The 21,405-nt window shown below is 69.6% G+C and carries 20 protein-coding genes; 8 read left to right on the plus strand and 12 right to left on the minus strand.

The genetic code is table 11. The annotated features are described in order from the left end of the window. Window positions 1–50 precede the first annotated feature (50 nt). Window positions 51–1,160: a zinc-binding dehydrogenase gene (locus ACWGLC_RS13055; protein WP_452100288.1), complete on the plus strand. Its 1,110-nt coding sequence runs from the start codon at window positions 51–53 to the stop codon at window positions 1,158–1,160. A 327-nt stretch (window positions 1,161–1,487) separates the two neighbouring features. On the opposite strand, the gene ACWGLC_RS13060 is transcribed toward ACWGLC_RS13055, so the two are convergent. From ACWGLC_RS13060 to ACWGLC_RS13085, 6 genes are all read right to left on the minus strand, one after another. Beyond that, window positions 1,488–2,630, minus strand: a complete 1,143-nt coding sequence (locus ACWGLC_RS13060) for a thiolase family protein (RefSeq protein ID WP_452100289.1) — start codon at window positions 2,628–2,630, stop codon at window positions 1,488–1,490. A 94-nt stretch (window positions 2,631–2,724) separates the two neighbouring features. Next, entirely contained in the window at window positions 2,725–3,930 is a 1,206-nt protein-coding gene (locus tag ACWGLC_RS13065; protein ID WP_452100290.1) for an acyl-CoA dehydrogenase family protein, read from the minus strand. A 45-nt stretch (window positions 3,931–3,975) separates the two neighbouring features. After that, window positions 3,976–4,737 carry an SDR family NAD(P)-dependent oxidoreductase gene (locus ACWGLC_RS13070; protein WP_452100347.1) on the minus strand — a complete coding sequence of 254 codons (762 nt, stop codon included), beginning with the start codon at window positions 4,735–4,737 and terminating at the stop codon, window positions 3,976–3,978. 74 nt (window positions 4,738–4,811) lie between these two features. Beyond that, entirely contained in the window at window positions 4,812–5,891 is a 1,080-nt protein-coding gene (locus tag ACWGLC_RS13075; RefSeq protein ID WP_452100291.1) for a phosphotransferase family protein, read from the minus strand. Between the two features lie 52 nt (window positions 5,892–5,943). Then, window positions 5,944–7,323 (minus strand): MFS transporter, encoded by a 1,380-nt coding sequence (locus tag ACWGLC_RS13080; RefSeq protein WP_452100292.1) that lies wholly within the window; start codon window positions 7,321–7,323, stop codon window positions 5,944–5,946. A 50-nt stretch (window positions 7,324–7,373) separates the two neighbouring features. Further along, window positions 7,374–8,999 (minus strand): class I adenylate-forming enzyme family protein, encoded by a 1,626-nt coding sequence (locus tag ACWGLC_RS13085; RefSeq protein WP_452100348.1) that lies wholly within the window; start codon window positions 8,997–8,999, stop codon window positions 7,374–7,376. Window positions 9,000–9,169: 170 nt separating this feature from the next. Here ACWGLC_RS13085 and ACWGLC_RS13090 point away from each other — a divergent pair, with 170 nt between their 5' ends. Next, window positions 9,170–9,769, plus strand: a complete 600-nt coding sequence (locus ACWGLC_RS13090) for a TetR/AcrR family transcriptional regulator (protein WP_452100293.1) — start codon at window positions 9,170–9,172, stop codon at window positions 9,767–9,769. Window positions 9,770–9,790: 21 nt separating this feature from the next. Here the strand turns inward: ACWGLC_RS13090 and ACWGLC_RS13095 are convergent, their stop codons facing one another. Both ACWGLC_RS13095 and glyA read right to left on the minus strand, forming a co-directional pair. Next, window positions 9,791–10,555, minus strand: coding sequence for a LysR substrate-binding domain-containing protein (locus tag ACWGLC_RS13095; protein ID WP_452100294.1), 765 nt, complete (start codon window positions 10,553–10,555; stop codon window positions 9,791–9,793). A 108-nt stretch (window positions 10,556–10,663) separates the two neighbouring features. Continuing rightward, window positions 10,664–11,968, minus strand: coding sequence for a serine hydroxymethyltransferase (gene glyA / locus ACWGLC_RS13100; protein WP_452100295.1), 1,305 nt, complete (start codon window positions 11,966–11,968; stop codon window positions 10,664–10,666). A gap of 145 nt (window positions 11,969–12,113) precedes the next feature. Here glyA and coaA point away from each other — a divergent pair, with 145 nt between their 5' ends. The 4 genes from coaA (at window position 12,114) to ACWGLC_RS13120 (ending at window position 15,353) form a co-directional block, all read left to right on the plus strand. Then, window positions 12,114–13,046 carry a type I pantothenate kinase gene (coaA, locus tag ACWGLC_RS13105; RefSeq protein WP_230930668.1) on the plus strand — a complete coding sequence of 311 codons (933 nt, stop codon included), beginning with the start codon at window positions 12,114–12,116 and terminating at the stop codon, window positions 13,044–13,046. A 205-nt stretch (window positions 13,047–13,251) separates the two neighbouring features. Further along, window positions 13,252–13,629 carry a GntR family transcriptional regulator gene (locus ACWGLC_RS13110; RefSeq protein ID WP_452100296.1) on the plus strand — a complete coding sequence of 126 codons (378 nt, stop codon included), beginning with the start codon at window positions 13,252–13,254 and terminating at the stop codon, window positions 13,627–13,629. Then, the gene (locus ACWGLC_RS13115) at window positions 13,630–14,580 is read left to right on the plus strand and encodes an ATP-binding cassette domain-containing protein (RefSeq protein WP_452100297.1); all 951 of its coding nucleotides are present in this window, start codon (window positions 13,630–13,632) and stop codon (window positions 14,578–14,580) included. It begins immediately after the preceding gene. After that, on the plus strand, window positions 14,577–15,353 hold the full coding sequence (locus tag ACWGLC_RS13120; protein ID WP_452100298.1) for a hypothetical protein: 777 nt from the start codon (window positions 14,577–14,579) through the stop codon (window positions 15,351–15,353). The genes ACWGLC_RS13115 and ACWGLC_RS13120 overlap by 4 nt, the downstream gene beginning before the upstream one ends. A gap of 28 nt (window positions 15,354–15,381) precedes the next feature. Here the strand turns inward: ACWGLC_RS13120 and ACWGLC_RS13125 are convergent, their stop codons facing one another. Next, window positions 15,382–16,470 carry a tocopherol cyclase family protein gene (locus ACWGLC_RS13125; protein WP_452100299.1) on the minus strand — a complete coding sequence of 363 codons (1,089 nt, stop codon included), beginning with the start codon at window positions 16,468–16,470 and terminating at the stop codon, window positions 15,382–15,384. A 37-nt stretch (window positions 16,471–16,507) separates the two neighbouring features. On the opposite strand from ACWGLC_RS13125, the gene ACWGLC_RS13130 reads away from it, so the two are divergent. Together ACWGLC_RS13130 and ACWGLC_RS13135 are read left to right on the plus strand one after the other, a co-directional pair. Then, window positions 16,508–16,996, plus strand: a complete 489-nt coding sequence (locus tag ACWGLC_RS13130; RefSeq protein ID WP_452100300.1) for a PH domain-containing protein — start codon at window positions 16,508–16,510, stop codon at window positions 16,994–16,996. Continuing rightward, window positions 16,993–18,456 carry a PH domain-containing protein gene (locus ACWGLC_RS13135; RefSeq protein WP_452100301.1) on the plus strand — a complete coding sequence of 488 codons (1,464 nt, stop codon included), beginning with the start codon at window positions 16,993–16,995 and terminating at the stop codon, window positions 18,454–18,456. Before ACWGLC_RS13130 ends, ACWGLC_RS13135 begins: the two co-directional genes overlap by 4 nt. On the opposite strand, the gene ACWGLC_RS13140 is transcribed toward ACWGLC_RS13135, so the two are convergent. Genes ACWGLC_RS13140 through ACWGLC_RS13150 form a run of 3 tightly spaced genes read right to left on the minus strand, consistent with a single transcriptional unit; the run spans window position 18,453 to window position 21,039 of the window. Next, window positions 18,453–19,139 (minus strand): MOSC domain-containing protein, encoded by a 687-nt coding sequence (locus tag ACWGLC_RS13140; protein WP_452100302.1) that lies wholly within the window; start codon window positions 19,137–19,139, stop codon window positions 18,453–18,455. The genes ACWGLC_RS13135 and ACWGLC_RS13140 overlap by 4 nt on opposite strands. Then, window positions 19,139–19,906 (minus strand): isoprenyl transferase, encoded by a 768-nt coding sequence (locus ACWGLC_RS13145; RefSeq protein ID WP_452100303.1) that lies wholly within the window; start codon window positions 19,904–19,906, stop codon window positions 19,139–19,141. Before ACWGLC_RS13145 ends, ACWGLC_RS13140 begins: the two co-directional genes overlap by 1 nt. Window positions 19,907–19,965: 59 nt before the next feature. Then, a complete protein-coding gene (locus ACWGLC_RS13150; RefSeq protein ID WP_452100304.1) occupies window positions 19,966–21,039 on the minus strand; it encodes a 3-deoxy-7-phosphoheptulonate synthase in 1,074 nt (357 codons plus the stop codon). Between the last annotated feature and the right edge of the window lie 366 nt (window positions 21,040–21,405).

Here is a 21,405-nt window from a genome sequence, read left to right on the forward strand (position 1 = left end):
TCATTTGTGATCCGCCGACAGCTCCGCGGCAACTGAGTAGTGTCGCCACCATGAAGGCCGCCGTATGTGTCGAGACCGGATCGCCGCTGGTGATCGAGGACATCCCCATCCCCTCCCCCCGCGCGGGCGAGGTGCTGGTACACAACCATGCCTGCGGGGTCTGCCACACGGACCTGCACGTGATGAAGGGCGAGGTCGGCTTCCCACTGCCGGGCGTGTTGGGCCATGAGATCTCCGGCATCGTCGCCGAGGTCGGCGCCGGGGTTACCAACGTCGGGCCGGGTGACCGGGTGGTGGGCTCGTTCATCATGCCGTGCGGGACCTGCGAGAACTGCGCGCGCGGGATGGAGGACCTGTGCTCGACGTTCTTCGCGTACAACCGCCTGCGCGGCACGCTGTACGACGGCGAGACCCGCCTGCACCGCCCCTCCGGCGAGCCGCTGTCGATGTACTCGATGGGCGGGATGGCCGAGTACAGCGTCACCCCCGCCACGAGCGTGTTCCGCCTGCCGGACGAGCTCGACCTCACCGACACCGCGATTCTGGGGTGCTCGCTGTTCACCGCCTATGGTGCGGTTCGCAACGTGGGTGAGGTGCGGACCGGTGAGTCGGTGGCGGTGATCGCCGTGGGAGGGGTCGGACAGAACATCGTGCAATTGTCGGCCGCCAGTGGCGCCGAGGCGGTCGTCGCCATCGATGTCGACGACGACAAGCTGGCTCTCGCCCGTCGAATGGGCGCAACACACACCGTTAATTCGTCCCACACCGATGCCGCCGAGGCGGTCGCGGAGATCACCGGCGGCCGCGGGGTCGACGTGGCGTTCGAGGCCCTGGGCTCGGCGCGCACCACCACTCTGGCCGTGGACATCACCCGGGAGGGCGGCCGCGCCGTCGTCGTCGGCATCCCTCCGGCGGGAACCACCCTCGACGTGGACCTCGCCCGCATCGTCCGGCGCAAGATCCAGATCAAGGGCTCCTACGGGGCCCGCGCCCGGCGCGATGTACCCGACCTCATCCGTATGCTCGCGGCGGGCAAGCTCGACCTGAGCGGCGTCATCTCACGGCGCGTGGGCCTCGATGAGGCGCCCGACACCTACGAGGCGCTGGACCGCGGCGAGATCCTCGGCCGCGCGGTGGTCCTCACCGGCGGTGTCGGGTAGCCGTACCCGCCTGACGCCCGCGTCCTTGACCCCGGCGCTCCTGACTCGCACCGTCGATCCATCGCGTCCTCACCGCATCCCTACCGCATTTTTTCCGCATCCCTACTGGCATCTCCACCGCATTCCCGCGGCCTGCCCACGGCACAAGCTCATCCGGCAGAGGGTTTGGCTCAAAGTCACTCGAGCTATGTGGGCCGAATCCGCTTCTCGATGAGGGGCGCGCCGGTCGCCCGCCAAGGCGCGGCCTGCGTCTGACGCCGCGACCCCGGCCGCCCTTGGCGGGCGACCGGGGTCGAAGTGTGATGCTGCCAGTTCGTGAAGCGAGGCTCAGAGCAGCTCGATGATGGTGGCGTTGGCCTGGCCACCGCCCTCACACATCGTCTGCAGGCCGTACTTGATGCCCTCGTTACGCATATGCGCGATCATGTCGGACATCAGGCGGCCGCCTGAGCCACCGAGCGGGTGACCGAGCGCGATCGCGCCGCCGTTGGGGTTGAGCTTGGCCGGGTCGGCGCCGGTCTCGGCGAGCCACGCCATGGGCACGGAGGCGAACGCCTCGTTGACCTCGAACACCCCGATGTCGTCAATCGACAGACCCGACTTCTGCAGGGCCTTGGCGGTCGCCGGGATCGGGGCGGTCAGCATGATGACCGGGTCGTCGCCCGCCAGCGTCGCGGTGTGCACCCGCGCGATGGGCGTGCACCCGTACTTGGCGGCGGCCTCCTCGCTCATCACCAGCACGGCCGAGGCGCCGTCCGAGATCTGCGAGGCGTTGCCCGCGTGGATGACACCGTCCTCCTTGAACGGGGTCTTGAGCCCGGCCAGGCCCTCCACGGTGCTGCCGCGGCGGATGCCCTGGTCGGTGTCGAACATCCCGTCGGGGGTCTGAACCGGGATGATGTGACCGGCGAAGAAGCCGGCATCCTGCGCGGCGGCGGCCTTCTCGTGCGAGGCCACCGCGAACTCGTCGAGCTGGGTGCGCGTAAAGCCCCAGCGCTCGGCGATCATCTCGGCACCGACGCCCTGGTTGGGGGCTATGCCGTTGTAGCGGGTCATGAACTTCTCGCCGTACGGGAACGACTCGGCCGAGACGTGCGACCCCATCGGGACGCGGGTCATCGACTCGACGCCACCGGCGACAACGACGTCCTGGTAACCCGACTCGATCACCGCGACGGCGAAGCTCACTGCCTGCTGCGACGAGCCGCACTGGCGGTCGATCGTCACACCGTTGACCGTCTCCGGCCAGCCCGCCGACAGAGCAGCCGTCCGGGCGATGTCGCCGGCCTGCTCACCGGCCTGGGTGACACAACCCCAGATGACGTCCTCGACCGCCGCCGGGTCCAGGCCCGCGCGCTCGACGAGCCCGCTCAGCACCGCGCCCGACAGGTCAGCGGGATGAACGCCGGCCAGACCGCCCTTACGCTTACCGACCGCACTGCGCACGGCCTCCACAATCACTGCACCCATATGGTGTTCTCCTTGTCCGATATGACCCCGGCACGGGCCGCGGCCCGTTAGTGGGACATCCTAGTATTGGCCGTGTGTCGGCGGTGGACTGTTCTCAGCCGATGTACGGCGGGGTCCTGCGCAGCTCACCGCGCGCGATGGTGCGGCGATGCACGGCGTCCGGGCCGTCGACGATCCGCAGCGCCCGCGCCCACGCATAGAAGTACGCGAGCGGCGTGTCGTCCGAGACCCCGGCGCCACCGAAGATCTCGATCGCCCGGTCGATCACCGCGCAGGCGACCTGCGGGGCGATCACCTTGATGGCGGAGATCTCGAAGCGCGCGTCCTTGGCACCCACGGTGTCGATCATCCAGGCACAGTGCTGCACCTGCAGGCGCGCCTGGTCGATCTCGATGCGCGAGTTGGCGATGTGCTCCTGCACCACACCCTGCTCGGACAGGTAGCCGCCGAACGCGTGACGCGACTTGGCACGATCCACCATCAGGGCCAGCGCCCGCTCCGCCATGCCGATCGCCCGCATCGCGTGGTGGATACGTCCCGGCCCGAGACGGGCCTGGGCGATCGCGAACCCCGCGCCCTCCTCCCCCAGCAGGTTGGACACCGGCACGCGGACGTCCTTGAACACCAGTTCGCAGTGCCCGTGCTGGTCCTGGTAGCCGAACAGCGGCAGGTTGCGCTCGATGGTCAGGCCCGGGGTGTCCCGCGGCACGAGCACCATCGACTGCTGGCGGTGGGTGTCCGCCTCCGGGTCGGTCTTGCCCATGACGATGAGGATCTCGCAGCGGGTGTCGGCCACGCCGGTGATCCACCACTTGCGGCCGTTGATCACGTACTCATCGCCCTCGCGGCGGATGACGGTCTGCACGTTGGTGGCATCGGAGGAGGCCACGTCCGGTTCGGTCATGACGTACGCCGAGCGCATGGTGCCGGCCTTGAGCGGCTCCAGGTAGGTGGCCTTCTGCTCGTCGGTTCCGAACAGGTGGAAGGTCTCCATGTTCCCGGTGTCCGGGGCCTGCGAGTTGATGGCCTCGGGGGCGATGACCGGCGACCAGCCGGTGATCTCGGAGACGGCGGCGAACTCGAGGTTGGAGATCCCCGACCACTCGGGCAGGAAGAGGTTCCACAGCCCGCGCCGTCGGGCCTCGGTCTTGAGGTCCTCCATGACGGGCGGGTAGGCGTTGTCACCGTGCTCGCGCAGGTATTCCTTCCACACGGGCTCGGCCGGGAAGACATGCTCGCGCATGAACTCCCACATGTTCTCCTGCAGCTCGAGGCTGCGCTGGCTGTGTGCGAATTCCATTGGCACTACTCCTGTTTCAGGTGGCTGGTTCAATGCAGAGTCGGTTCAGTGCATAGTCATGCCGCCGTCCACCACGAGCGTGGTGCCCGTGACGAACGATGCGGCATCGGAGGCGAGGAAGAGCAGGGCGGCGTCCAGCTCGGGCTGGAGGCCGAGACGGCCGAAGATCGTGCTGCCTGTGATGTCGGCGAGCATCTGCTCGGGGATCTCGTCGGTCATCTCTGACGCGAAGTAGCCGGGTGCGAGCGAGTTGACCCGGATGCCGCGACGGCCGCCCCACTGCGAGGCCAGGTCCCGGGTCAGGCCCATGACGGCGGCCTTGGTGGCCGAGTAGGCGGCCTGCGGTGCGAAGCCGGCGGTCAAGCCCAGCACGCTGGCCACGTTGACGATGCTCGAGCCCGGGCCCATGACCGCGGCGCACTCCTTGGCAGCCCAGAACGCCCCGCCCAGGTTGACGTCCACAACCGAGCGGAACTGCTCGGGGCTCTCCTTGAGCGCGGGCACGGCCGTGCCGAGGCCGGCATTGTTGACCAGCACGTCGATCCGACCGTGCTCGGCCATAGCGGCGCGGACCATCTCGGCGCACGAATCGGGGTCGGCCACGTCGCAGGCCACGGTGGAGGCCACCGCGCCGCGCGAGCGCAGTTCCTCGGCCAGCGCCTCGAGCCGTTCCTTGCGGCGGGCGGCCAGCACGACGGTGGCCCCCGCCGAGGACAGCGCGCGGGCGAACCCGGCACCGAGTCCGGACGAGGCCCCGGTGACCACCACGACGCGACCGTCCATCCGGAACCGGTCCAGCACGGGCACCGCGGTCTGCGGCCCGGTGCGGGGATCGACAGGTGCGGGCACTGCGGGTGAACTCGCGGTGTCGGAGTCGGTCATCAGTTGGTCCCCTTCCGGGAGTCGAGGATCGAGTGGCCGTGGTCGACCAGGTCGCGGATCTGCGGACCGATGTCGCCGAAGTCCTGACCGGCCATGTCGCCGGCCAGCGAACGGGTGGCCACGCCCTGGGCGATCGCCGCGAACTTGAACGTGGCGAACGCGAGGTACCAGGGCATGTACGACGGGTCGGTGCCGGTGGCCGCGCAGTAGCGGTCGAGCAACCGCTGCGGCCCCGGCCACCCGGGCTCGGTGGTGATGCTGGGGATCAGCGGCACCTCGGGCCCGTCCGGGTCGCCCCAGTACAGGACCGTCTGCGCGAGGTCGGCGACGGGATCGCCTAGCGTGGACAGCTCCCAGTCCAGGATCGCGAGGATACGGCCCGGGTCGTTGGGCGCCACGACGTAGTTGTCCAGGCGGTAGTCGCCGTGGATGATCCGCGACGACGGCGAGGTGGGCATGCTCTCCCCGAGCCGGGCCGCCAGCTCGGGCAGCCGATCGGCCCGGACGGAGTCGACCGCCTTCTCGGACTGCCCGAGCCACCGGCGCAGTTGCCGCTCGAGGTAGCCGTCCGGGCGACCGAGATCGGCCAGGCCCACTGCGTTCTGATCCACCGCGTGGAGCGCGATCAGAGCGTCGATCTGCGCGTCGGCCATGGCCGCCTTGTCGTCGTCGGACTCGGCGAAGCCCGGCGGCAACGCGTCGCGGATGACGTGGCCGACCACCTTCTCCATCACGTAGTACGGCACGCCCAGGTCCTCGCCGGTGGTATCGTTGAGCACCACCTGCGCGACCGGGACGTCGGTGTCGCCCAACCCGATCTGGATCCGCGCCTCGCGACCCATGTCATGGGCGCTGGGCAGCAGCTCGCCGGTGGGCGGCCTGCGCAGGATGAGTTCGCCGGCGTCCGAACGCAGGGTGAAGGTGAGGTTGGACTTGCCACCGGCGATGAGCTCGGCCTCGAACTCGGTCCAGGCCTTCTCACCGGTCGCCTCCGCGATCTTGGGGCCCACCACGTCGGGCCGGAGCAACTCGTCGACGGGCAGCCCCTCGGACTCTGTGTCTGTCTGGGAAGTGGTCATGAACTACGATCCTCGCGGTCGATGGACGGATGTGTGGCCGGTTCGGGCGCGACTAGCCGCGGCCGACCGTGTGCAGGTTGTCGCCCCGCGTCTCCTTCATGATGGCCGTGGCGATGATGGTGCAGACACAGAGCACGATGATGTACGCGCTGATCAGCCAGTACAGGTCCCACTGGATGAACTGGGCGTTGAGATAGGGAGCGCTTCCGCCGAACACCGCGACGGACAGCGAGTACGCGAACCCGATCCCGGCCGTGCGCATCTTGGTGGGGAACGCCTCGGACATGAACGAGGACAGGATCGACCCGGCCGCGGCGACCAGGGTCATGGCGATGAGCGAGGCCACGAACAGGGTCCACGGGCGGTCGTCGATCATGCCCATGAGGAAGGGGGTCGTGACGATGGTGCCCACCGCGAAGATGAAGATCACCGGACGGCGGCCGATGTGGTCCGACAGCAGGCCCCACAGCGGCAGGGTGCACAGCGCGATGAGCTGGCTGGCGAAGATCATCCAGAAGGCGGAGCCGGAGTCCATGTCGCGCTGGGTGATGGCGAACGTGGACGCGTACGAACTCCAGGTGTAGTGGGCGACCGTGATGCCCGAGACCATGGTCACGACGAGGGCGATGGCGCGAGCGAGGCGACCGCGGGAGAACGTGGTGACGACGGCGGAACCGGCGTCGGACCCGGCTCCCGTGGCCGCGGCGGCGCTGTCGGCGGCCTCGGCGGCCTCGGCGGTGTCGAACACCTCGGACTCCTCCATGCCGGACCGCAGGTACAGCACGAACAGAGCGAACACGGCGCCCAGCAGGAACGGCACGCGCCAGCCCCACGAGCCGACGGCCGACTCGCTGAGCAGCTCGGTGATGCCGCCGCCGATGCCGTAGGCGATCACGGTGCCGCCCATGATGGCCACAAAGACGAGACTGCCCCACATCCCGCGGCGGTGCGGCGGCGCGATCTCGGCGACGTAGCTGTACGCCGTGGCGGACTCACCGCCGTGCGCGAAGCCCTGGACCATGCGGCAGAGCAGCAGGAGGGCGGATGCGAAGACACCGATCGTCCCGTAGGTGGGCAGCAGTCCGATCAGCAGGCTCGCCGCGGCCATCATCAGCATGGTGACGATCAGGACGTGCTTGCGTCCCTTGACGTCGGCGATACGGCCGAAGACGATGCCGCCCAACGGACGCATGAGGAACCCGACGGCGAAGACGGCCAGGGTGGCGAGCAGCGCCGAGACCGGGTTGTCATTGTTGAACATCGCGGCGGCGATGAACGGGGCGAACACCGCGTAGGCGGTCCACTCGTACCACTCGAACAGCTGGCCGGTGGTACTCGCGGCCAGCGACTTGAGGGCGCCGGGGCTCTTGGTGGCCGTCACGGGCGCGGTGGGCTGCCCGGGGACTTCTGGACGGACTGTGGCATCAGCCATGTCGGTTCCCTTCGATGGGGTGAGGGTGGGTGAGGGTTCGGGGCGGGACATCAGGGCGTGTGTGCGTCGCGGAGTTCGCGACGCCGGATCTTTCCGGTCTGGGTCTTGGGCAACTCGCCCACGACGTGGACCTCGGCGGGCCGCTTGTAGGCCGCGAGCCGCTCGCCGGCAAAGGCGGCCAACTCGTCGGAGGTCGCGGTGCAGCCCGCCTTGAGGGAGACGAACGCGACGACCTTCTCGCCGCGGTACTCGTCGGCGAGCCCGACCACCGCCGCCTCGAAAACCGCGTCGTGCTCGTAGAGCGCGTCCTCGACCTCACGAGGCCACACCTTGTAGCCGGAGGAGTTGATCTGGTCCTTGAGCCGGTCCACGAGGTAGACCCAGCCGTCGGCGTCCATGACGGCGACGTCGCCGGTGTGCAGACGACCCCCGGGCATGGTGGACGCGGTGGCCTCCTCGTTGCGCCAGTACCCGGAGACGATCTGCGGGCCGGCGAGCACCAGTTCGCCCTGGTCGCCCGGCGGGACCGGGCGGTCGTCCGGTCCGACGACCTCGGCGGCGATGCCGGGCAGGGGCACGCCGATCGAGAGGGTCCCGCTGGAGGGGTCCACGGGTGCACTCCGGCCCGGCGGCACCGCGATGACGCCGGAGGTCGTCTCGGTCATCCCGTAACCGTTGTGGATGTAGTGGCCGAACCGTTGGGCGAAGCGGTCGACCGTCGACGGAGGGATGGGTGCACCGCCGCTGTAGAGGGCCTTGACGGCGGCGAAGTGCTCGGGTCCGGCCTCGTCCAGTCGCATCAGCGCGTTGTAGGCGGTGATCGAGCCGATGGTGAACGTCACCCCGTGTTCCCGGAAGGCGTCGAGGACGATCTCGGGACGGAAGCGTCCGGCGAAGACCAGGGTGGTGTCCGTGATCAACCCGAGGGTCGCGTTGATCACCGCGCCGGTGATGTGGAACAGCGGGGCGATCGCCAGAACCACGTCCCCCGGGGCCACGTCCACGAAGTCGGCGAAGCTGCGTGCCACCGCCACGACGTTGGCGTGCGAGTTCATCGCGCCCTTGGGCGGACCGGTGGTGCCGGAGGTATAGGTGAGCAGCGCCAGGTCATCGGGCACGATCTCGACCGGCGCCGGGACCCTGCCCGCGAACCGCGTCATCAGCTCGACCAGGTCGCCGTCCTCGGACGCCGGGGCCCGGCTCTCGTCGGTGAACATCCGGGGATCGTCGCGGCTCTGCAGGTCGCGCTCGCTCGTGCTGAGAATCCAGCCCACCTCGGTTCCGACGACGGCCTCGCGGATCGCGGGCACGTCACGGTCGGTGGCGATCACCCCGATCGCGCCGGAGTCCTCGACGGGAAGCCGGAGCTCGCGGCCGAAGTACATCGGGTTGAGGACCACCGCCGCCGCGCCGATCTTCCACAGTGCGAGCATCGCCAGTGCGTACTGCGGGATGTTCTGCAGGTGGATGCCGACACGGTCCCCGGTGCCCACACCGCGATTCTGGAGACCGGCGGCCAGGGCGTCCGCCCTGGCATCGACCTCGCGTGCGGTGAGGGCGGCGTCGAAGTAGGCGATCGCGACCCCGTCCGGGTGGGCGTCGACCCGCTCAGCCCACGCGGCGATCAACGTCGTGGGTCGGGCGACCACTTCCTCGTCGAGCCCCGGGCGGTACATCTCCTGCCATGGGCGCGAGTCCGTACGGCTCATCCTCGACCTCCGTTTTCGTCTCCGACTCAGCACTATCCCGACCGATCGATCGCTCGGTGTGAGATAGTGTTGCCCACACCACATCCGGTGTCAAGCGCGGGGGCCGGGACGTCCCGGGGATCAAGGAGAATGAACTCATGGACAACTGGCGCGAGTTCGGGACCGACGAGCTGACACCACCGTTGCGGGCCGCCCTCGGCGTCTTCGCCCGGCACGGCTATCACGGTGCCTCCATCAGGACGATCGCCGAGGCCGCCGGCCTGTCCGTTCCCGGGCTGTACCACCACTACAAGTCCAAGCAGGCGATCCTCGCAGCCCTGGTCGATGCGGCGATGGCCGAGATGCTGACGCACACCGCCGCGGCGGCCGAGGACGCCGGCGACGCCCCCGCCACCCGGTTCGCCAACATCGTGGAATGCCTCGCCCGCTTTCACATGGCCCGGCGCGATCACGCCTTCGTGGCGTCCACCGAGATGCGCAGCATGGACCCGGACGTCCGGGCTCATCACATCTCGCAGCGGGACGCCCAACAGACGATGATCGAGGACGCGATCCGCGCGGGAGTGGACGCCGGCGACTTCACCTGTCGCCACCCCGAGGACGCGGCGCGCGCCATCGCCTCCCTGTGCGTCTCGATCTCCTCCTGGTATCGACCCGGCGGGCCGCTGACGGCCGACGACGTGGTGGCCCGGCACCTCGGATACGCGCGGGCGATGGTCGGCGCGAAGGAGGCCTGAACCGCGTCCGGCCAGGGCCGATCAGCGGCTGCGACGCCCCTTGGCCCGACCCGGCTGACCCGCGCGGCCGGACGCGCCGCCCTGGCCGCTCTTCTCGCCCCGGCCGGCTCGCTCCGCCCGCGCCCGAGCCTTGGCCGCGGACTTCTCGCGGGCCGAACGCTTCTCGCGCGGCGGCTCCGCCCCGCCACGCGAACTGGCCGCGGAGCGCCCGCGAACGATCCCCACGAACTCGTCGATGAGCTCGTCCCCCTCCCGCGTCGCGGACCACGCCACCCCCATCCGGGTCGCCGGGACGCCGTCGAGTGGACGGACCACCACGTCCCGCCGGCTCAACGCGCGGGCATACGGCAGAGGCAGGACGAGCAGCCCCACATTCGCCGCCACGAGGTCCACGGCAGCAGAGACCTCATCCGGGGTCGCGGTGATCGTGTCGAGGGGATCGAGCCACCGCTCCCCCGCCAGGTCGTCGGCGTTCAGTGAGTCGAACGCGCCGATCTCGTGTTCCTTCTCGGCGAGCACCGACATCGTCTCGGTGTACAGCGGCACCCGCAGCAGCCCGGTCGGCGCCGACCGGGGCGCGTCGGCGGCCTCACGGAAGAAGATCACGTCGAACCCCTCGGCGCCCGCCTCCGCGGCGAGAGTCGCCCGCGGATCACCCACGCGCCTCGCGGTGACCGGCACGTCGCCCCGGCGCTCGCGCCAACGGGCCAGCCACTTGTCGGGCTGTACCCCCGGGACATAGCCGACCGACAGGGCCCCTCGCGCCGGATCGCGCTCCTCGTTCACCCCAACACGGTAGCCTGCCCGCTACTGAACCGAGTTCTACATCGGACGACGAAACCCCCCGCGAATGAACCGCGGGGGGTTTCGTCTTGGCGTGGGGACTGTGTCCACTCAGCCCAGGATCTTCCAGTCCTCGAGGCCCTCGTACAGCGGCTTGGCCTTCGCCAGGGCGGTCACCCGCTCGCGCAGGGCTGCAGTGTCGGCGTCCTTGCCAGCGGCCAGCGCGGTGCCGATGACGTCGGCGACCTCGCGGAACTCCTCCGCGGTAAAGCCTCGGGTGGCCAGCGCCGGGGTGCCGATCCGCAGGCCGGAGGTGACCATCGGCGGGCGCGGGTCGAACGGCACGGCGTTGCGGTTGACGGTGATGCCGACCTCGTGGAGAAGGTCCTCGGCCTGCTGGCCGTCGAGCTCGGAGTCGCGCAGGTCCACCAGCACGAGGTGGACGTCGGTGCCGCCCGTGAGGACCGAGACGCCGGCGTCCTTGCAGTCCTGCCGGGTGAGCCGCTCGGCGAGGATCTGGGCGCCCTCGATGGTGCGCTGCTGACGCTCCCGGAACTGCTCGGTGCCGGCGATCTTCATGGCCGTGGCCTTGGCGGCGATCGCGTGCATGAGCGGGCCGCCCTGCTGGCCCGGGAACACGGTGGAGTTGAGCTTCTTGAACAGCTCGAGATCGTTGGTGAGGATCATGCCCGAGCGCGGCCCGCCCAGCGTCTTGTGCACTGTCGTGGACACGACGTCGGCGTGCGGCACCGGGCTCGGGTGCAGGCCCGCGGCCACCAGACCGGCGAAGTGCGCCATGTCGACCCACAGCTTGGCGCCCACCTCGTCGGCGATCTCACGGAACTTCGCGAAATCCAGCGTGCGCGGGTACGCCGACCAGCCGGCGATGATCACGTCCGGCTTCTCCGCCAACGCCATCTCGCGGACGGTGTCCATGTTTACCTGCATGGTCTCCGGGTCGACCTCGTAGGCGGCGACCTCGTAGAGCTGGCCGGAGAAATTCAGCTTCATGCCGTGGGTGAGGTGCCCGCCGTGCGCGAGCGACAGGCCCATGATCTTGGATCCCGGGGCGGCCAGGGCCATGAGCACGGCAGCGTTGGCCTGCGCGCCGGCGTGCGGCTGCACGTTGGCGTACTTCGCGCCGAAGACCTCCTTGGCGCGGTCCCGCGCGAGGTTCTCGACCACGTCGACGTGCTCGCAGCCGCCGTAGTAGCGGCGCCCCGGGTAGCCTTCGGCGTACTTGTTGGTCAGGACCGATCCCTGCGCCTGCAGTACGGAACGCGGGACGAAGTTCTCCGACGCGATCATCTCGAGCGTGTCCCGCTGACGGGCCAGCTCCCCGGCCATCGCCTCGGCGACCTCCGGATCCAGTTCGGACAGGGAGGCGGAGAACACGTCGGTGTTCGGGTCGGTCATGTTTGCTCCTCGCGCGTCGGCGTACACCGTGGACGAAATCGTGGCGGGTGACGGACCGTGTGGTCGTCGTCATCGTCGTCGTCCACCTTAGTGCCATCGACCCTCACGCCTCCTACCACGTACAGACCTGCCACAATCACGAGTTGTGAGCAGACATGCCGGCGACTACACGCCGTACGTGGAGTTCGACCGCCGAAGCTGGCGGCGGTTGCGTCGCGCCATGCCGATGGTGCTCACCGAACAGGACCTCGAAGGGCTGCGCGGCCTGGGTGAGCATCTCGACCTGGACGAGATCGCGGAGATCTACCTGCCTCTCAGCCGGCTCATCCACCTGCAGGTTTCGGCCCGGCAGCGACTGTTCCAGTCCACCAACCTGTTCCTCGGCGAGGCCTCCGACGCACCGATGCCGTTCGTGATCGGCGTGGCCGGCTCCGTCGCGGTGGGCAAGTCCACCTCCGCGCGTGTTCTGCGCGCGCTGCTCACCCGCTGGGACTCCCACCCGCGCGTCGACCTCATCACCACCGACGGCTTCCTCCACCCCAACCGCGAGCTCGAACGCCGCGGCCTCATGCACCGCAAGGGCTACCCCGAATCGTACGACCGGCGGGCGCTGCTGCGGTTCGTCACCGAGGTCAAGTCCGGTGCGCCGCTGGTGCGTGCGCCGGTCTACTCGCACACCAAGTACGACATCGTGCCCGGCGAGCACATCGAGGTGAAGCGGCCGGACATCCTCATCGTCGAGGGTCTCAACGTGCTGCAGACCGGGCCGCGGCTCATGGTCTCCGACCTGTTCGACTTCTCGTTGTACGTCGACGCACGTATCGAGGACATCGAGCAGTGGTACATCGAACGCTTCCTCGAACTGCGGAGCACGTCGTTCTCCAACCCGAACTCGCATTTCGCGCATTACGCGGACCTGTCCGACCAGGCGGCCCGGCTCGCCGCGCGGGAGATCTGGACCTCGATCAACCGGCCGAACCTGGTCGAGAACATCCTGCCCACCCGGCCGCGGGCGACGCTCGTGCTGCGCAAGAACTCCGACCACTCGATTCAGCGACTGCGCCTGCGCAAGATCTGACGCACCCAGCCGCGGGCCTGCCGCAGCGACTCAACACTCGCCCACGACGCCGAGCCCAGTCGTCCCTGACCGCGCGCGGTCGCCGGGCATCCAGTCGTCGCCGCAAAGCCCCCGAAATCTCACCAACGCACCCGTTGACGCCCTCCGAGGTCAAATGGTTCACTAGTTGGGTAACTAACCCACTAACCCGAGGAGGGCGACGCCCGTGGACGACGGCAAACCGCTCTTCGTGCAGATCGCCATACAGGTCGAGGCATCGGTCCTGGACGGCTCACTCGCGGAGGGCGAACGCGCCCCGTCGACCAACGAGCTCGCGAGCTTTCACCGCATCAACCCGGCGACCGCCGCCAGGGGCGTCAACCTCCTGGTGGACCGCGGCATCCTCGTCAAACGTAGAGGCCTCGGAATGTTTGTCGCGGACGGCGCAAGGGAGCTCCTGCGAGCCGAACGACAGCAGCGCTTCGCGGATCACTTCATCTCCCCCATGCTCGACGAGGCCCGCGCCATCGGACTGAGCCCGGAGGACGTCGTGGACCTGATCCGAAACACCTCTGACCACAGCCAGCTGAAGGAGAAGGCGTAAATGAACAACGCCATCGAGGTCCGCGACCTCACCCGCAGGCACAAGTCGGCTACGGCACTCGACGCGGTGACCGTCTCGTTCGAGGCCGGCGTCATCCACGGTCTTCTGGGACGTAACGGCGCCGGCAAAACCTCACTCATGTCGATCGCGTCCGGCCAGGACTGGCCCACGGGCGGGCAGGTGTCCGTGTTCGGTGAGCGCCCGCACGAGAACGAGCAGGTCCTGCCACGCATCTGCTTCGTACGCGAGGACCAGAAGTACATCGAGGACTCGCTGGCCCGCCACGCGTTCGCGGCCGCCGCCATGGCGTATCCCAACTGGGACCGGCCCCTGGCCGACCGTCTGGTCGAGGACTTCCGCGTCCCGGCCAGGACCCGCATCAAGAAGATGTCGCGCGGCCAGCGGTCGGCGGTCGCGGTGATCATCGGGATCGCCTCCCGCGCCGAGCTGACGTTCTTCGACGAGCCCTACATGGGTCTGGACGCCGTGGCCCGCCAGCTGTTCTATGACCGGCTACTGGAGGACTACGCCGAGCATCCGCGCACGATCGTGCTGTCCTCGCACCTGATCGACGAGATCGCCCATCTCATCGAAAACGTGGTCCTGATCGACCAGGGGCGGATCATGCTCGACGAGCCCGTCGACTCGCTGCGCGGTCGGGCCGTGACGCTCATCGGCGCCGCGGACACCGTCCGCGAGCTGACGGACTTCCGGCAGGTTCTGCACACCGAGTCGCTGGGCCGCCTGACCCGTACCACCGTGTTGGGCGCGCTCGAGGAGCATGAGCAGCGACGGGCTCGCTCCCGGGGCGTCGAGGTGCTCCCGGTGTCGCTGCAGCAGCTGATCGTGCACCTGACGTCGGGAACCGTGGGTGCCGACCGGGACGGGCGAGAAGCGACGACGACAACGACCACCCCACTTCGCTCCATCGACTCGGAGGTCGCATCATGACTGCCGCAACACTGGACACCCCGATGGCCACACAGCGTCGGCGCACCTCGTGGGCCACCCGCATCCCGGCGGCGTTCCGGCTGCAGTTCATCGTCCCCACCAACCTGATCATCGTCCCGGCGTTCGTGTTCCTGACGGTCTGGGCGATCGCGATCGGCATCACGATGTGGATCCACGCGGCCGCCGGCGACCGGATCGCCGCCGCGGAGCCGATGTACGGCGGCGCCTCTCAGGCCGCGGTCTGGACTCTCGGCTTCATGGCCGCGTACACGGTCACGCAGACGCTGCCGTTCGCCATGGCGCTGAGTTTCAGCCGCCGGACGTTCGTGGTGGGCGCCTACCTGGCGTTCGTGGCGGTCTCGGTCGGTTTCGGGGTGGCCTACACTCTGGCCGCCTGGATCGAGCGGGTGACGGACGGCTTCGGCATCCACGCCTATCAGTTCGACACCCCGTTCATGACGAGCAGCAACGGCCTGGTCGGCGGGGGCCTGTTGGCCGGCGCCCTGACGCTGGCGGTCATGGTCGTGACGTTCATGTTCGCCGCCGTCTTCCGGCGCACCTCGATCCTGAGCTTCTGGACGCTCCTGGTGGTCCTGCTCGCACTGCTCGGCGTGGTGGTCCTGCTGATCGTGCAGGACGTCGGCTGGTCCGGTATCGGTAGCTGGTTCCTCCGGCAGACCGCGATGACGGGGTCCGCGTACTTCCTCGGGATCGCGGTGGTGGCCGGACTGCTCGGCTATCTGATCCTGCGCAGGGACACGCCCGTCAGCTGACGCTGATAGCAGCAGTGTCGGGCCCCGTCTATCGCGGCGGCGCGCCGGTCTCCCCCTCGGGAACCCCGCGCCGCCGCAGCTCCGCCTCGGCCCGCGCCAGGCCCCCGTGCTCGAGCGCGGCCAGGTAGCTGTGGTCCGACCACACCAGTCGGCCCCGCCGCCGGACCTCCACCTCGAGCTCGCCGGCGAGGTGCTCGATCGCGCCGGCGGAATTCCGTCCCTGCGACGGCAGCGGCACGGGCAGCACGTGCGCACGCTCGAGCGGCGACCGCCCCAACACGCGCACCTGCCAGCCGTAGCCGCGACCGGCCAGCCGCCATTCGTCGTCGCCCACCTCGGCGCGCACGGGTGAGACGACCGGGTTGCCCAGCCGGATCACCCGTCCCCCGGGCAACCGCACGACCAGCGCGGTGACCTCGGTTCGTAGCGGACCCGAGTGGATCTGCCCGCCGGCGAAGGCGACGCAGGTGTCAGGCTCGCTGAATGCCTGCGCCTGCCCCCACCACCAGGATTCGGGAAATCCCTCCGCGCCCCAGTTCTTCTCGCCGTAGACCTCGGCGCCGTCGAACTCCCAGCGCTGGCCGTCGAGCTCGGCCCAACCGTGTGCGCGCCCGCCCAGCAACCAGGGGTGCCAGTACTGGTTGAGTGCGGGCACCGACTGGAAGATGCTCGACCCACCGACCGCGGGGTGCGGCCACTCGACGGGGTCGGTGATGTCGACGTGCAGCCGCGCGCCGTCGCCCAGGTCCACACGGATTCCGTCGTGGCGGTACTCGAACAGGTCCCCGGACCGGGCCCCGACGCGGTGCGGGTGCGCCCAGCCGTGGGGTGCGGCGGCCAGGCGGAGGGAGGAGAAGATCGACGACGACCGCCCCTCACCGTCCCGCCACGTTCCGCAGGCTTCGACCGGCAGTCGCACCTCGTCCGCGGCCAGCCCGAGCGTGGCCCACTGCCCTTCGGGCCCCCGGTTGACCCCGATCAGCGCGATGACCACCCGCCCGCGATCGGAATCCGTGAGCCGGAGGAAGTAGCCCTCCATGTCCACGCCGTGTGCTCGGAGCGGATCGCCGAAGGGCACGTCTGCGCCGGTGGCCCGGTACCAGCCGAGGAGGCTCATGCTGCCAGCGTCGCACATGAGGCCTAACTTGGATACCGTGACCTCACCGCCTCTCGCACTCCGCCCGCCGAGCAACCGCGTCGACCCGCGCTGCCGGAGGTGGTGGACAGCGCAGGCCGCCCTGGTCGTGGTCGGCCTGCTGATCGCGCTCTCGGTCGTCCCGTTGTTCCTGGGCCCGTTGCTGCTGCTCGCCCCCGCGGTGTGGCTCGTGATCGGCGCGGCGGCGATCGTGGTGGTTCCGCGCGTGCGCTGGTCGATCCACCGCTGGGAAGAGACCGACACCGCCATCTACAGCCGTAGTGGCCTGTTCTGGGAGGAGTGGCGCGCGGCGCCGCTGTCGCGGGTGCAGACCGTCGACAAGACCCGCGGACCCCTGGAGCGGCTGTTCGGTCTCGCGACGGTGGTGGTGACCACGGCGTCGTCGAAGGGCGCGGTCCGGATTCGTTCCCTCGACGCGCAGGTGGCCGAGGAGATGGCCCGGCGTCTCACCGTGACCGCCGAGGGCGACCAGCGGGACGCGACATGACGGCACGAGCACAGCGTCTGGACCGTCGGACCATCACCGCGAGCACGGTCATCGCGGCCGGCGCCCTGCTCCTCGCGGCGATCCCCACAGCGATCGGCATGGTCCTCGGCGGGCTCGGCGCCGGCTGGGTCGCGCTGTGGTGTGTCGCCGGGCTCGTCATCGGCACCGCATCGACCGCGGCCATGGAGGCGATCCGCCTCGCCGTCACCACCTTCCGCCTCGACGACCACCGCGTCGAACGGCGCGTCCGTTTCTTGGCCAGCACCACCACGTCCATCGCCACCTCCCGGGTACGCAGCGTGGAGATCTCGGCGAATGTGGTCCAGCGACGGATGGGCATCGCGACGGTGAAGCTCTCCAGCGGCGAGACCGACGGAGCACGCCTCACCCTGGCCTCGCTCGATCGGCAGGCCGCCGAGGGATTGCGACGCCGACTGCTGGCCGATCGCGCCTCGGCGGACTCCACCGAGGTCGCGCGCGTCGATCCGGGCTGGGTGCGCTACGCCCCGGCGAGTCTCATGACCCCCATGTTCGGTCTCATCGCGGTGGGCGTGGTGTTCCAGGTGGCCGACTGGTTCCAGGCGGTTCCCGAGATACTGTCCTGGGTCTGGGGCCGCATCGAGGACGTCCCGATCCCCCTGCTCGTCGTGGCCGCGATCCTGGCGGTCCTGCTGGTCGGGTCGCTGATCTCGGCGGTGTTGTTCGTCGAGAACTGGTGGGCGATGCGCCTGCATCACCACCGGGACGGCTCGCTCGAGATGCGCCGCGGCCTGCTCGTGGGTCGGCACACGACGCTGGACGGCAGCCGGATCCGCGGTATGACCCTGCACGAACCCCCAGGTTTCCGCATGGTCGCCGCCGCGCGCCTGGACGTCGTCGCGATCGGGGTGGGAATCGGCAACGACGAGAACGGCCAGACCAAGCCGAGCCCCGCCCTGGTGCCGGCCTCACCGCGCGACGTGCCGGTCGGGGTCGCCGAGTCGGTGCTCGGGGTGGAGCTGCCCGGGTCGGGGTCGCTACGTGCCCACCCGCCCCGGGCCCGACGACGACGACACCTCCGCGCCCTCCTGACCACCCTCGCCCTCACCGCGTTCGCACTCGTGCCGGCGCTGGTGTGGTCATGGCTGTGGTGGGTGCCCGTCGCCGTGGTCGCGGTCTCCGGGGCGGTCTCGGCGTGGATCGCGTCCGACAACTCCCGCGGATTGGGCCACGCGGTCACCGACCGTGTGGTGGCACTGCGCAAGGGGTCGATCATGCGGCGAACCGACGTCCTCACCCGGGATGGGATCCTGGGCTGGAACATCCGCCGCACCCCGTTCCAGCGTCGCGCGGGCCTGGTCACCCTGTTCGCGACCTCGGCCGGCGGCACGGGCGCATTCCGGCTCCCCGACCTCGGCCACGACCAGGCGGCGCAGGTCTGGCGCACCGCCGGCGACGTGTGGGATCACCTGGCGCTCTAATCGGCGTCGAGGGGCCTGACGTCCGTGGCGGGATCCAGCTTGCGGACAAGGCTCGGGGCGAGTTCGGCGAGATCGAACTCGGCCAGGAGTCGGCGGGCCTCGTCGTCGTCGACCCCGGCGAGGATCCGCGCGATGGTCACCCCATGCGTGGGAACGGTGACCACCCGGATCTCCTCCCCCGCCTCCACCGGGCCGGCGGTGAGGACCCGCGCATACGCGCCGGGGCGACCGCCCTCGGTGAACCGGCGCACCCACTTCGGGCGACCGACGCGGTGCGCGAAGGTCTGGCACGGGATGCGCGGCGTGGTGATCTGCAGGCGCAGTCCGCCGGTTCCCACCTCGAGCTCGGTTCCGATCTGCAGCTGGGAGGTGTCGATGCCGGTGACCCGCAGGTTCTCGCCGAAGAAGCCCAGCGGGACGGGTCCGCCGAGCTCAAACTCCCACTGCTCGACATCCGAATCCGAGAGCAGATAGACGGCCTTCCACTCGCCGCCGTGATGCTCGCGGTCGGCCTGGATGTCGCCGTGGAGGCCCAGGCGACGCACTGCGACAGGGCCCTCGACGGGGCGCTTGTCGATCGCCGAGACACCCACGCGGCCGGGCACGGTGAGCAACTGGTCGACCACGCACACGGCGCGGATCGTGAAGGCGTCCGGGACGCCGGCCGACTCGACGCCCGACATCAGTGGCCGAATCGCCGGTTGCGAGCGCCGTAGTCGCGCAGCGCGCGAAGGAAGTCGACGCGGCGGAACGCCGGCCAGTAGGCCTCGGTGAACCAGATCTCCGAGTAGGCGCTCTGCCACAGCAGGAACCCGGACAGCCGCTGCTCGCCGGAGGTGCGGATCACCAGGTCAGGGTCGGGCTGACCGGAGGTGTAGAGGTGCTCGCCGATCCCCTCTACGGTCATGGCATCGACCAACTCCTGGCCGGTACGGCCCTCCGCGATGAGCTGCGCGACGAGGTCGCGGGCGGCGTCGGCGATCTCGTGTCGGCCGCCGTAGCCGATCGCCACGTTGACCTTGCAGCCCGGGCGTCCGACGCTCGCCTTCTCGGCGGCGCGCAACCGCGCGGCGATCTTCTCCGGGAGCACCTCGAGGCGGCCGACGATCCGGACCTCCCAGTTGCGGTCGGGCCCGGTGATCTCGTCGACGACATCGGCGATGACCTGGAGCAGTTCCTCGAGCTCGGCGGCGTCGCGGCCCAGGTTCTCGGTGCTGAGAAGGTAGATCGTGGCCACGTCCACGCCGAGCTCGTCGCACCAGCCGAGCAACTCCGCGATCTTGGTGGCGCCGGCGCGATAGCCATGACTGACATCGGTGAACCCGGCCTCGCGTGCCCAGCGCCGGTTGCCGTCCGCCATCACGGCGATGTGGCGGGGCAGCCTCGACTCGTCCAGCGAGGCGCGCAGGCGCGACTCGTAGAACGTGTACAGGGGTGAGGAGGCGTCCACGCGGGACAGAGTACCGCGCGGCGTCCCCTCGACCGAGCGCCGCCTCGACCACCATCGGATCATCCGCGGCGACCCTTTCGCACCGCTTCGGCGAGTGTGCGCAGGCTGTCGGCGGTGGTGTCCCAGCCGATGCAGGCGTCGGTGACGGACTGGCCGTACACCAACTCGGCGGCCTCCACCGACTGGGCTCCGGGCTCGATGAAGCTCTCCACCATGAGACCGGAGATGCCCTGTTCGCCGCCGGCGATCCGATCGGCGAGCTCGCCGACGACCTCGGCCTGGCGCACATGGGACTTGCCGGAGTTGGCGTGGCTCGCATCGACCATGACCAGACCCGGGAGCCCGACCTTCGCGACCGATGCCACGGCGGCGGCCACCGACTCGGCGTCGTGATTCGGGCCACCGGTGCCGCCGCGCAGGATAACGTGACAGTCGCTGTTGCCGGCGGTCTCGACCACGGACGCGCGCCCCTCGGCGTCGGTGCCGAAGAACACGTGCCGCGACGCCGACGACCGGCAGCCGTCCACTGCGACCTGCACCTCACCGTCGGTGCCGTTCTTGAAGCCGACCGGCATGGACAGCCCCGACACGAGCTGGCGGTGCACCTGGCTCTCGGTCGTGCGTGCGCCGATCGCGCCCCAGGAGACGGCGTCCGCGATGTACTGCGGGCTGGTCGGCTCGAGGAACTCGGTGCCGACGGGAAGTCCCAGGTCGAGCACGTCGAGCAACAGCTTGCGCGCGGTACGCAGGCCACGCGGGATGTCGTAGCTGCCGTCCAGCGCCGGGTCGTTGATGAGACCCTTCCAGCCGACGGTGGTGCGCGGCTTCTCGAAGTAGACGCGCATGACGATCAGCAGGTCCTCGGCGAGCTCCTCACTCAGGGCGGCGAGGCGCCTGGCGTAGTCGAGCGCGGCCTCGGTGTCATGAACCGAGCAGGGGCCAACCACCACGAGCAGGCGGTCAACGCGGCCGGCCAGCACATCGGCCACATCGCCGCGGCTGCGCTCGACGAGCGCCTCGCGGGCCGCACCCAGCGGCATCTCACCGAGGATCTCGGTGGGGGTCGGCAGCGGCGAGTACGACAGGACCCGTCGGTCAGCGGTCTGGGTGGGATTCTCGGCGGTGATGGTCACGGCGGTGCGCTCCTGGTATCTCGGTGGTGGCGGGCCGGGTGCCGTGATCTGACGATGCCCTCGTCGACACCCGGGCCGCCTGTCTGAAATGGCGGGAGGCGGCGACCATGCTGGTCACCGCCTCTGGGCTCCGGGTGTCGACGTCCCTTCTAGAGGACGCGTGCGCTCGCGGCGCGGGCTCCACCCGGAGCCCACATAAAGCGCCAATAGGCGCGAGCGTTCGACATGCGGGCCACCATAACAGAACCTCCCATCGGGGCGGCGGCGGGGCGGCCGCGCCCCGGCGGACATCACAGGGGCCAGAGAACAGTGGCTCGAACACTTGATCTAACTATTACTCCCCCGTAGACTAGTTCATACGTTCGA

This window comes from Dietzia sp. NPDC055877 (assembly GCF_053615975.1).